The sequence below is a fragment of the Halpernia frigidisoli genome, assembly GCF_900113805.1.
Taxonomy (GTDB): Bacteria; Bacteroidota; Bacteroidia; order Flavobacteriales; family Weeksellaceae; genus Halpernia; species Halpernia frigidisoli.
Genome location: NZ_FOQT01000001.1, coordinates 476155 through 489277, shown reverse-complemented (window position 1 = coordinate 489277; position 13123 = coordinate 476155). Strand labels below are relative to the sequence as shown.

Below are 13123 nucleotides of genomic sequence, written 5' to 3'. Positions count from 1 at the left end.
GCTTATAACATATTAATTACTCAATTATAAAAATATTTATTTATCATATAAATATATTTTTGTTATTATAGTTGTTATATAGTAAATAATTATAAATTTGAACAACTAATAAATTTATAATTTTTATGAAAAAACAATTATTCTTTGTAGGCACGCTCGCTCTACTTTTTGCCAATCCACTTTTGGCTCAGGATCTCGTAAGCAAAAAAAATATTGACGGAAACGGTCGCGTGGATCTTATCACTTTTGCCTCAGGATTAAGCTCAAAATCAGCTAATACATCTGATATTCTGAAACAGAGTCTAAACCTCGATGCCAAAGCCACTTTAAAAAGTATTAAAGTAGAAGACGGAACAGGTAAATTAAGTACAGATGAAAAATTTCAGTTATTTTATGACGGAATTAAAGTTCAGTATGCTGTTTATACGCTTCATTCCGAAATGGGGAAAATGAAAAGTCTGTCGGGAAATATTTTTTCGATAAATGATGTACAGACTTCACCTTCTTTAAGCAAATTAATCGCTTTTAATTCAGCTTTAAAATACACAAACGCGAAATCCTACATGTGGGAAAACGCAGATTATGTGAAAGAAAGTAAATATGAAAAACCTGAAGGGGAGCTGGTGCTTTTGCCTGTAGAACAACATGACGGTAGTTATAAATTACTTTTAGCATACAAATTTGATATTTATGCAGCGCAACCTTTGAGCAGGGAAAATGTGTTTATCGACGCAAATGACGGGTCAGTTTTAATGACAGATTCTATCCTAAAACATGAAAATGAATATTACAGCAAATCCGAAGCTAAAAACTCAAAACCAGAGATAAATAAAGAAAGCCTTTTAAAAGCCAATCTTCTGGTAAATGGTAACGCCGCAACAAAATACAGTGGCACGCAGGTAATCTCCACAACACTTGTAGGAAGCGCTTATACACTAAGGGACTCATCACGAGGAAGCGGAATTTTCACTTATAATCTAAAAAAAGGAACCGTATTAAAAACAACTGATTTCACAGATGCAGATAATAACTGGACAGCGGCAGAATTTAATAATGCAGCTTTTGATAATGCGGCTTTGGATGCGCATTGGGGTGTGACAAATACCTATGATTATTTCAAAACAAATTTTAATAGAAACAGTTATGATAACGCCGGCGCAGCTTTAAAGAGTTATGTGCATTATAGTTCGGCTTATGAAAATGCATATTGGTCGGGTTCTGAAATGATCTACGGCGACGGCGCTTCTACGTTTTCAACGCTAACTTCTTTAGATGTTACGGCGCATGAATTGGGACACGCTGTTTGTCAGGCAACTGCTAATCTAGTTTACTCAAGAGAATCCGGTGCGATCAATGAGGGACTTTCTGATATTTGGGGAGCAGTGGTTGAAAATGCCTACGCGCCAGCAAAACAAAACTTTTTAATTGGTGAAGATATTACAAAAGTTTCGCCCGGCTATCTTCGTTCTATGAGCGATCCTAATTCTGGATACAGCAAACAACCAGACACTTATAAAGGTACTTACTGGCAAGCGGCTACATCAACCTGTTCGCCAACCAATAATAATGACCAGTGTGGCGTTCATACAAACAGTGGTGTTTTAAATCACTTTTTCTACATTTTAACACAAGGTAAAATCGGAACAAACGATTTAGGAAATGCTTTTAACGTAACGGGAATTGGATTTGTAAATTCTGCCAAAATCATCTACAGAATGGAGACGGCTTATCTTTCAGCAACCTCCACTTACGATAATGTAAAAACCTACGCGATCCAATCTGCTAAAGATCTTTTTGGAGCAGATTCACCAGAAGCTATTGCAACTCAAAATGCCTTGTACGCCGTTGGTTTGGGAACAGCGTACACCACTTCTACAGCAGATACAGTTGCACCTTCAGCACCTTCAAATCTTGCTGCAACCGGCACAACATCCACGGCAACGAATTTAAGCTGGACAGCTTCCACAGACAATGTCGCAGTTTCAAGTTATGATGTTTACAGAAACAGCGTTCTCCTTGGTAATACAGCTACTACATCGACGTCGGTTACAGGGTTAACTGCTTCTACAGCTTATACTTTTTATGTAAAAGCGAAGGACGCTGCAGGAAACGTTTCTGCAAACAGCAATACAATTTCTGTCACAACTTTAGCAGGAACTGCCGTTGCATATTGTGCGTCTCAAGGCAACTCTACAGCAGACGAAAAAATTGGAAAAGTGACATTCGGAACTATAAATAATACTTCCACAGGAACATCCGGTTATGAAAATTACACTACCCTTTGGACAGATGCAACAAAAGGAAGTGCTTACGCAATAACAATCACACCGAAATGGACTTCTACAACTTATAATGAAGCTTATGCAGTATTTATTGATTACAATCAGGATGGTGACTTTAGTGATGCAGGCGAAACAGTTTTCACTAAAGCAGCATCTAAAACTACACCGGTTTCAGCATCAATCACGATTCCGTCCACAGCTTTAACAGGAAATACAAGAATGAGAGTTTCCATGAAATACAATGCAGTTCCAACGGCTTGTGAGGCATTTTCATACGGTCAGGTAGAAGATTATACAATTAACATTAAGGCTGTTGGTACAGTTTCTTCTTTAGTCGGATTAACGACCGAAAGTGCTGTAAGTATTTATCCAAATCCTGTGAAAGATGTTTTAAATGTAAATATCAAAGGTGATTATACTTACCAGATATTTTCTGCAAACGGACAATCTGTGTTGGCAGGAAACGCAACTGACAAAACTGTGAATGTTGCAAAATTACCTGTTGGTTTATATATTTTAAAAATCACTCAGGGTGGAAAAACGTCCAGTCATAAATTGATTAAAAAATAATTAATTTTTAATGTTTTAAAGAAAGAAAGACTGTCAAAATTGGCAGTCTTTTTTTATTCACAATTACAATCAGCTCTTCGGTGTCGTTTAAATTCATTATCCCAGAACGGGTAAATTTTAAGACCAATAAAAAAATCACCAGAATTCAATTTTTTTTGTTTAAAAATTAATGGAAAAAAGTTTGAACTTCCCAAAATTAAGGGTCCTAGTCGCAAATAACCACCAAACTGCAGTTTTTTGTATTCATACAAAGAAACGGAACCGCCGTAACCTACAAAGTTTTTTTGAACGGTATATGATGAAGTGAAAACATTGCTTCTCTTTAAAGAATTTTCAAAAACAGGCGAACGCTGAATTATATCAAAATTTAAATACTGATTTCCCGTAATATTTTTACTTAAATTTAAATGAAGACTTGTTGGTAAACCCACCGTAAAATCTGTTCCCTGTAAAGAAACGTTTTTGTCGCCATAAACAAGATTGCTCAAAAATTCTAGATACTGCTGCGGACTTATAAACTCAGAGTTGTCAAGATCAGGATTATTGACGATCACAAAATTATTGCCTTTAAACACATTTTTTTGTCCTTTAAAATTAATTTTACCCAAATCAAGTACAGAAAAACTGGCTTTAAAATTATAATTATCAGCATTTTCGTCCTTGTCAAGCATTGAGATTCCGAGATCCAGACCAAAACCTTTTCCATTTTGTTTAAGTTCATATCTCCTGGAATCAAAATTATAATTGGTTGCAAAATTGGTTTCCAGATTATAATTTTCTGCGGAGATAGTTTGTTTTTGAGCACCATTTTCCTCCACAAAAGTCTGCTTTAGCTTTACAACATCAAAACTTTTAACATCCACAGCATCAAGACCTATTTCGTATTTAAAGTTTGCACCAACGACCCATTTTTGGGCGGCATACGGAAAAAGTTCTGTTGCCATATTAAACCCAATTTCGCCCCAGTTCACAACTTTCATGTCGAAAGGTTTTAAATCATAAAAATCGGGATCCTGCAAACCCTGATTTCCAAACCTAAAATAATTATCAACTTTTAAAGCAGAACCCTGCGTTCGTAACCGCGAGTAAATTCCCAATTGAAAAACTTTTCCTTTGATGTTTTGCTTTAAACTAAATGAAGGACCTAAAATATCAGAATTAAAATAAAAATTTCCCAGATCTTTATTGTAAAAGTCAAGAACACCCGCGGTATTACTTCCTCTCACATTATTTCTTATATCAGCCGTTTGGATGCTGCCATTTCTTAGGCTCAAAAAGCTTTTATTTGAAATATAGGCATAATCATTCTCCACATTTATGCTTTCGGAAAAAAGATTTACATCCCAAGAATTTTCATTAAAAAATGGTTGTGTTGGGGAAAAAGGCGCAGAATTTATACCGCTAAAAAGATCATTACTAAAAGTAAGATTTTCCTGCCCGGAAGCTGACAAGGAAAATAAAATAAAGAAAAGACTTTTGTTAAATGACAACTTTTGTTATTTAACTTATAACAAATTAATCATCGAAATATTTTATTTATTTAAAAAAATCCTAATATCCAAAAATCTCTTCCAAACTCAATTCCTGAAATTCTCCCAAATTTTCTACCGCTTCCATATCCAGATTTTCTTTTTTACCAATAATTGCAGTGTTAAATTTTAACGGTTTAATATTGGAATTATAAAAATCGGTTAAATCTTTTAAGGTTAAATTTTCCGTTTCGTGATAGACTTTTTCACGCAAATCATAATCAACGCCTAATTTTTGTAAACGCAAAGCATTAAAGAAAACGTTGGTTCTGGTCAGTCTTCCGGCTTCAATTTTTTTCAAAGCAGAGTTTTTAGAGTTGGTAAACTGAAACTCAACTTGCGGCAAATCTTTCATTAAATCATCCATCGCATCCACTGCAATTTTCAATTTATCGGGCTGCGTTCCGATGTAAGTTGAAATATAATCTGGTTTAGAAATTTCTGCATTTGCGGCATAAGAAACGTAGGCAGAATACGCCAAACTTTTACTCTCACGCAATTCCTGAAAAATAATGGACGATAATCCACTTCCAAAATATTCATTAAATACATTTATTTTACCAAAATTTTCAATGTCTACAAGATTTCCTTTCGCCACTTTACTCATTTCCAATTGAACCATTTCATAATCTGCGAAATAAACTTTGCCTGAAGTTTCCGGTTCTGGATAAATTCTTGGCTCTGGAATATTGAATAACTCCGGTTTTATAAAAGGTTCTGCCACACTTTTAAAAGTGTAAAAATCTTTTCCATAAAAAAAGATCTGATATGGAAAACTGAATATCTTTTTAATTTTGTCAGTAAGGTCTTTTACCTTAATATTTTTTAAATTATCTTCAGAAATCACATCGCGCGTTCTGGAAGTTTTTCCAAATTTTGCATAATTTACCAATGCTGAAAAAATTCTGGTTTTATCTTTCTTCGCGGCTTCTCTGCTTTCCAAAATCGTATTTACAAATTCCAGATACGTTTCCTGTTCAGGTTTTGCCGTGCTCATCCAAAGATGCAAAAGCGCCATTCCTTTTGAGATATTTGCCTCTAATCCTGTTAAGGAAATTCTTAACTCGTTTGGTGAAGTTTTAAAATCATTGGAAATTCCAAGTTTATAAAATTCCTGATTCAGTTCATCTGCCGTAAATTTTGGCGTTCCGAGATATTGTAGAACCTGCGTTGCCAGACCTAATTCTTTGTCATGATCGCTTCCAAAGGGAAAAATATAGTGGACCTGTGCCAGATCATTTTCCTTATTTTTGATAAAACTTATTTTCTTTTCACGAATAAAGGTACTTTCAATTTCTTTTTTATAATCGATAAAATAAGGTTTTATGGAAAGTGGTTTTTGTGCTAAAATTTCTTTTAAAAAATCAGATTTTGTATCACGGTTAATTTTAATTGGTGTAATTCCCGGATTATCAACACGGATTAAATCTTCATTTTCGCCCTTTTCTTTGTAAACCGCAACATAATTCTCTTTGAAAAAATCATTAGCAAAAGTTACAATTTCTTCTTTTGTAATACTTTCATATTCAGACATTTCTTCTAATTCCTGCTGCCAGGATCTTCCTTTAATATAAGTGTCATAAAGATTGCTTGCCAAACCATCTGCGGTTTTCAGGGCTTTAAGGCGTTGTAATTTAAAATCATTAAATACGGCTTCCAACAACCAATCCGGGAATTCTCCCTTTTTGATCAAGTTGATCTGTTCTAAAAGCATCGCAATTCCTTCATCCAGATTTTGCTCTTCTTTCGGCACTATAACCGCAGAAAAATAACCATAAATTTTGAAACCTGTCGAAAAAGCTTGTGCATAAAGTGCTTTTTGCGCTTGATTAATGTTCAGATCTAAAAGTCCGGCTTCTCCGCTGTTTGTCAGGATATTTGCACAAATATCGGCAAGTTGAGATTCCCGACTTCCATAACTTTTCGTTCTCCAGGCAATTTGCACTCTCGCAATTGTTGGAGTTCTAACAACTTTTTTCTGAATTTTATTTAAAGGTTTTTCCTCAATTTTTTCTTTTAAAGGCAATTCTTTTGATTTTAATTTTCCGAAATAATCATCAACTAATTTTATGGTTTCATCAAATTCAAAATCGCCTACCAAAACCATTGCGTAATTATTTGGCACATAAAAATCATCATAATATTGATGAATCGCTTTCATAGACGGATTTTTCAAATGTTCCGCTTTTCCCAAAGTTGTTTGCTGACCGTTTGGATGCGTCGGAAAAAGCAATTCCATCAAAGCGTAATTTGAAATTCTGCCGTCATTATCTTGCGCGCGGTTAAATTCCTCGTAAACAGATTCTAATTCTGTGTGAAATAATCTTAAAGTCAGTTCTGAGAAACGTTCTTTTTCAATTTTCAACCATTTTTCAAGTTCATTATTGGGAATATTATTTTTGTAAACCGTTTCATCAAGCCAGGTGTGCGCGTTTGTTCCTGTTGCGCCAAGTGAAGAAATCGCTTTGTCATATTCATTGGCGATGGCAAATTCACTGGCTTTTTGGGAAACCTGATCTATTTTTTTATAGATTACTTTCTTCTTTTCCGGATCATTTTCTTCTTTGTGCGCTTCATAAAGATCTGAAATTTGGTCCAAATATTTTTTTTCTTCCTCCCAATTTGCACTTCCTAATTTTGAAGTTCCTTTAAACATCATGTGTTCCAGATAATGCGACAAACCCGTATTGTCTTTCGGATCATTATTACTTCCCGTTTTTACCGGAATATACGTTTGAATTTTTGGCGCATCAAAATTTTGAGCCAAAAAAACCTGCAAACCGTTCTTTAAAGTATAAATCCGGACTTTATTTGGATCGTTTTCGAAAGTTTTATAAGTGAAATTATTGTTATCTGTAGTGGAAATTTCCGGAAATTGTTCGGTTGTCATTGAAATATTTTAAAAATAAAGAGGAATTTTAAATACAATTCCGCATTGCAAAAATACGGAATTTAGTAAGATTTCAAGTTGGTCTTATGGCTGAATTTCTTTTGGGCAATCCGAAAAAAATATTTTATATTTTTTCCGGCCGGGCTTTCCATTCCAATCTTTTTTGCAAGATATTAATTCATAAAAAGAAAGTTTTCGCAGCAAAAAAGGATTTCCATTTCTATCCCTATTGCTAGACAAGATCCGCTGAAAATTAATTTTGTTTTGGCTAAAAGATAAATCTACAAAAAACCTTATTTTTGCAAAAATATTCACAATGCAAAACTATCTGGAATTCAATTTTAAAATTAAACCACTTCAACCCTGGAATGAAATTCTGATGGCGGAATTGATTGAGATTGGTTTTGATAGTTTTACAGAAGAATATGATGGCATTCTGGCTTACATTCAAAAAGAATTATTTAAAGAAACGGAACTCAAAAGTTTGGATTTATTAAATAATCCTGAAATTGAGATTTCTTACACTTCCGCAGAAATGCCAAATATTAATTGGAACGAAGAATGGGAAAAGAATTTTTCGCCGATAAATATTGAAGATAAAGTTTCCATCAGAGCAGAATTTCATGAACCACAAAATTTACCAACGGAAATCATTATTCAGCCGAAAATGTCTTTCGGAACGGGACATCACGCCACAACTTATTTGATGATCCAACAAATGTTGGATATGGATTTTAATGGAAAAAAAGTTTTAGATATGGGTTGCGGAACTTCTGTTTTGGCGATTTTTGCAAAGATGCGCGGTGCTGCAGATACTTTGGCAATTGACATTGATGAATGGTCTGTAGAAAATTCCGGCGAAAATGCGGCAAGAAATAATGTTGATTTTAAAGTGGAACTGGGAACTGCTGATAATTTAGGCAAAGAAAGTTTTGACATCATTTTAGCAAATATCAACCGCAATATTTTAATTTCAGATATTCCTGTTTATATAAAAAACCTGAATGAAAACGGAGAACTTTTACTTTCCGGTCTGTGCTTTTTTGATGTAGATGATATTTTGGAAGTTTGCTACGCAGAAAATTTGAAACTAAAAAAGAAAATTCAGCGGGAAGAATGGGTGAGTTTGTTGCTGGAAAAATAACCTCAATTTAACCACAAAGTCACAAAGAATTCCTTAAAAGGATTCTACAAGTTCACAAAGAAAAATTCTTCAGTCTTCAAAAAAATATTGTTGGTTAAACTTTTTTTTGGGACATCACTTCTAAATTCGACAATCTACGCCCCGACTTGAGTGGAAATCCTTTTTGCTTAAATAAATTTTCTATTGAAAAAATCAATTTCGAAGTAAAAAGATTGATTTAGAATTTATATTATTTTTATTTGAATCATCGAAATTCGTTCCTCGTTTTGGGAACGGAAGGTGGAAATTGGCGCCCAAATTCTACAAAACCTGCAACTTCAATTCGATAGTTTTGCCGAAGAATTTTTTAGAGATCTTTTCGAAATTTTTAGTGATATCTGAAAGGTAAAAATCATAAGTCGGTTCTGGATTTTTTTCATTTAAAAGATGTTTTTTTTCTAATAAATGCCGAACCTGATTGGCCACAATATTTGGTGAATCTATTACTCTCACACGGTTTCCATAATATTGACGGATTTCATCAATCAACAAAGGATAATGTGTGCAACCCAAAATAAGAGTTTCAATATTTTTTAATTTGTGATTGCTCAGATAATGGTAAATGATGGAATGTGTAATCGCGTGATTCTTTAAACCTTCTTCAATCGCGGGCACGAGAAGTGGTGTTGCCAGTTCATCGACTTTGATAAACTTATTATGTTTACGGATACTTTTGCGGTAAAGTCCGGAGTTTATAGTTGCTTTCGTGGCAATTACGCCGACGTTTGTGTGAATTTCAAAAGCCACCTTTTCTGCAACCGGATTGATAACATCAAAAACCAAAGCCTGATTTTGAACCAGTTCCAAAACTTCTTTCAGCGCATTTGCCGTCGCCGAATTACAGGCAATAACAATTGCTTTGCAGTTTTTTTCTAATAAAAATTGCGCAATTTTTACAGAATATCCGATGATTGCATCCTTGGATTTATCGCCGTAAGGTAAATGTTTTGTGTCGCCGAAATAAATAAGATTTTCATGCGGCATTAAGCGTTTTATCTCTTTTGCAACAGTTAAACCACCAACTCCGGAATCAAAAATACCAATGGGTTGAGAGGCGGAAAGATGAGTGAAATCGGGTTTTTTAGTTTTCAAAAGCTGTAGATTGAATAAACAAATTTAATGTTTTTTTATAAACTTCTGGTTTGGATTTTTTGTAAGATTTTTGATATGAATTGCACAAATATTTTTCATTTTAAAAAACAAATGATACAAATTTGACGTGTTGGTTCTTGGCTCTTGAATCTTGAATCTTGAATCTTGAATCTTGAATCTTGAATTTAAACCAAAAATAAATCACTCGCGATTCCGTCGGAAAGAAACCAATGTTTTTCGGGAATTTTCAGGAAATCATTTTCTAAAACAAGAAATCCGTCTGCGAGTTTTTGATTGATTGAAATTTCTGCTTTTTGAAATAATTCCTCTGATATTTTTTGTTTTAACTTCGGAAAATTCATGCCCCAAATTGTTCGCAATCCGATCATAACCATTTCGTTGAATTGTTCTTTTTCGCTTAAAATTTCTGTTTCAAGCGGTAATTTATTGGAAGCGATTTCCTGAATGTATTTTGAATTATTGGCGATATTCCAGCTGCGTTTCGTTCTGCCATTATAAGAATGTGCGGATGGACCGATTCCTAAATATTCATTGTAATTCCAATAGGCGGAATTATGTTTGGAGTGAAAACCAGGTTTTGCGAAGTTTGAAATTTCATAATGTTCAAAACCATTTTCTTTCAAAAAACCTGACATAAAATAAAATTCTTCATTTTGTTCGGATTCATTTGGTTTGACAATTTTATTACTTAAAACCCATTGGTGAAGTGCAGTTTGAGGTTCAACCGTTAAAGCATAAGAAGAAATATGCGGCACTTTAAGATCGATTGTTTTTTGTAAATTTTCTTTCCAAATCTTCATGTTGGAAGTTGGCGAACCGTAAATTAAATCAATACTTATATTTTCAAAACCAAAATCCTGGGCGCGTTTGATAGAACTTTCGGCTTCTTCGGAATTATGCGCGCGGTTCATCATTTTTAAATCCGGTTCAAAGAAAGATTGCGTTCCGATCGAAAGACGATTGAATTCAGTATTTGAGAGTTCCTTTAAAAAACTTTGACTTAAATCATCGGGATTTGCTTCTAACGTAATTTCAATATTTGGATCAAAAGTGTGGTATTTTAAAACTTCGTCTATTAGAAATTTTAAATCATCGACTTTTAATAATGATGGCGTTCCACCGCCGAAATAAAGGGATTTTAAGGTTTTATTTTCCAGTTCGTTTTGGCGCAGATTTATTTCTTTTGCCATCGCGGAAATCATCTCATCTTTCAAATTTAATGAAGTGGAAAAATGAAAATTGCAGTAACTGCATTTTTGTTTGCAGAATGGAATGTGTATATAAATCAATTAGTTAGCTTGTAGGTTTTAGGAAGTACGAAAAATGAAAATTTTTTTGAATAAAATCTTATTAAAATTAAAATAATTTTCAAATACAGCAAAAATTTGCAGCCCGACTTGAGTGGAGCTCTTTTTTGTGGAGCGCAGCGGAATAAAAAAAGCGGGAACGGAAGGCGGAAAAGCTGCCCCCAAAAAAAACTATCTGTATCTGTAACCTCTTGGATTAATAAAATTTTCAAAATTATAACCAACGCTCAACATAAAACTGCTGCCACCGTAAGTTTGAATGTCGGATAAACCCATATTGTAAGATGCACCAAAAGTAAATCTGTTTATTTTTGCTTTAATTATCGGCGAAATACTAAGCTGCTGACTTCCAACATTGTCACTTGCCGTTCTAAAACTTACTCCTGCCGCGAAAAGATTGGTGTCGCTGTAAACTTTCGCCAAAAGATTATAATCAATTAATTTTGAGGAATTTGTATTTAGGTTCATTAAAATGGACGGTTCTACAGAAATGCCTTCGGTTATAACATAATCATAACCAAGATTTAAAATATATTTCGTGGGAGAAGGCTCGATACCATTGACAATCGGAATGTCGTTACTTAAAGGAATATCCAAAACCGAGGCGCCACCGAAAAAGTTTTTAAAAGTTGCCTGCATACCAATATTTCCGTAAGCTATAAAAATATTATTGTTGCCGTCATAAAGCAAAGGATCGTTCGGGTCTTGCGGATTTAAAGCGCCATAATCAAAGCTTAAATTATAAAAATTGACATTCGTACCGAAAGAAAACTGGTCTTTTCTTTCGCCTTCATCACTTAGCGGAATAAAATAAGACGCACCGGCAGTAATTCCGTTGGAAGAAATTGGACCGTTTTGATCACGAAAAAAAGATATTCCGCCACCCACTCTGTCAAAAATATTAGCGTGAATGCCGACAGATTGGACATTTGGAGATTCTGAAAGTTTGGAAAACTGCTTTTGGTAATTACCATTTAAAACGATATCATCCGTTTCCCCATAATGTGCAGGGTTTATTAAAAACTGACCATCAAGCAGATATTGCTGATAAATCGGCAAAGTTTCCTGCGCAAATGAAATAGCAGATATTTGAATTAAAAAAAGAATATAAAGTTTTTTCACAGTTTTTTAAAATCTAATAACGTCAAATTTAAGTAAAAAATATAAAATCTAATTGTTTTCTAAATAATTTCGCCATTTTTCTACGGCTTGAAGCATATCATCGGGCATCGGACTTTCAAAATACATTTCTTCTTTCGTCACAGGATGCACGAAACCCAGCGTGTGCGCATGTAAAGCGTGTCTTGGTAATATTTCAAATACATTTTGGATAAATTTTTTATATTTTGGTAAATTGATTCCTTTTAATATTTGATGACCTTCGTATCTTTCATCATTAAATAAAGTGTGGCCTAAATGTTTAAAATGAGCCCTTATTTGATGCGTTCTTCCCGTTTCAAGCTTGCATTCTACCCAAGTCATGTATTTAAACCTTTCTAAAACTTTGAAATGTGTAACGGCGTGTTTGCCTTCGCTTCCATCCACATAAGTGAACATTTGCATCCGGTTTTTCGGATGTCGGCCAATATTTCCCGTAATTGTGCCTTCTTCTTCCGCTAAATTCCCCCAGACAAAAGCCCAGTAAAGGCGTTTTGTTTTTCGGTCAAAAAACTGCTTTGCGAGATAGCTTAAGGCATACTCATTTTTTGCAATAACGAGCAAACCGGAAGTGTCTTTGTCAATGCGATGCACTAAACCTACCCGATCAAGATCTGATTTAAAATTTTTATCCTTTTGAAAATGAAACGCCAGCGCATTGATTAAAGTTTTGTCCCAATTCCCATGACCTGGATGTACAACCATTCCGGCTGCTTTATCAACAACCAAAACGTCATTATCTTCATATATTATTTGTAAAGGAATATCCTGGGGAACAATCACATTTTCCCGCGGCGGATGTGCTAAAAGCACTGAAATTTCATCGCCGGGTTTTACGCGGTAATTTTGTTTTACAGCATTTCCATTTACCAACACATTTCCTGCACGACAAGCCTGCGAAACCTTATTTCTGGTAGAATTTTGACGAAAAATTAAAAGATATTTATCAATTCTAAGCAAAGATTGATTGGCGTCAACTTTTATATTAAAATGTTCGTAAAGACCAGTATTTTCCTCCTCATTTTCATTCTCATCATTGAGATCGTCTTCTTTATCTTCTTCTTTTATCATAACTGTTTTAAAATAAAAAA

8 protein-coding genes are annotated in these 13123 nt (G+C 34.2%); 2 read left to right on the top strand and 6 right to left on the bottom strand.

What is annotated here, in order from left to right; genetic code table 11:
• The first annotated feature begins 125 nt into the window (after positions 1–125).
• Positions 126–2852: a M4 family metallopeptidase gene (locus BM238_RS02370; protein ID WP_090078572.1), complete on the top strand. Its 2727-nt coding sequence runs from the start codon at positions 126–128 to the stop codon at positions 2850–2852.
• A 53-nt stretch (positions 2853–2905) separates the two neighbouring features.
• On the opposite strand, the gene BM238_RS02365 is transcribed toward BM238_RS02370, so the two are convergent.
• Together BM238_RS02365 and BM238_RS02360 are read right to left on the bottom strand one after the other, a co-directional pair.
• Positions 2906–4342: a hypothetical protein gene (locus tag BM238_RS02365; RefSeq protein WP_143093334.1), complete on the bottom strand. Its 1437-nt coding sequence runs from the start codon at positions 4340–4342 to the stop codon at positions 2906–2908.
• Positions 4343–4403: 61 nt separating this feature from the next.
• A complete protein-coding gene (locus BM238_RS02360) occupies positions 4404–7271 on the bottom strand; it encodes a M16 family metallopeptidase (protein ID WP_090078570.1) in 2868 nt (955 codons plus the stop codon).
• Positions 7272–7587: 316 nt separating this feature from the next.
• Between BM238_RS02360 and prmA the strand changes: the two genes are divergently transcribed.
• A complete protein-coding gene (gene prmA, locus BM238_RS02350) occupies positions 7588–8415 on the top strand; it encodes a 50S ribosomal protein L11 methyltransferase (RefSeq protein ID WP_090078568.1) in 828 nt (275 codons plus the stop codon).
• Between the two features lie 300 nt (positions 8416–8715).
• Here the strand turns inward: prmA and murI are convergent, their stop codons facing one another.
• The 4 genes from murI to BM238_RS02330 form a co-directional block, all read right to left on the bottom strand.
• The gene (murI, locus tag BM238_RS02345) at positions 8716–9546 is read right to left on the bottom strand and encodes a glutamate racemase (protein WP_090078567.1); all 831 of its coding nucleotides are present in this window, start codon (positions 9544–9546) and stop codon (positions 8716–8718) included.
• A gap of 185 nt (positions 9547–9731) precedes the next feature.
• Complete coding sequence (gene hemW, locus BM238_RS02340; RefSeq protein ID WP_233741918.1) at positions 9732–10841, bottom strand: radical SAM family heme chaperone HemW; 1110 nt, start codon at positions 10839–10841, stop codon at positions 9732–9734.
• A 204-nt stretch (positions 10842–11045) separates the two neighbouring features.
• On the bottom strand, positions 11046–11996 hold the full coding sequence (locus BM238_RS02335; protein ID WP_090078565.1) for a PorP/SprF family type IX secretion system membrane protein: 951 nt from the start codon (positions 11994–11996) through the stop codon (positions 11046–11048).
• 48 nt (positions 11997–12044) lie between these two features.
• Complete coding sequence (locus BM238_RS02330; RefSeq protein ID WP_090078564.1) at positions 12045–13103, bottom strand: RluA family pseudouridine synthase; 1059 nt, start codon at positions 13101–13103, stop codon at positions 12045–12047.
• Positions 13104–13123 lie beyond the last annotated feature (20 nt).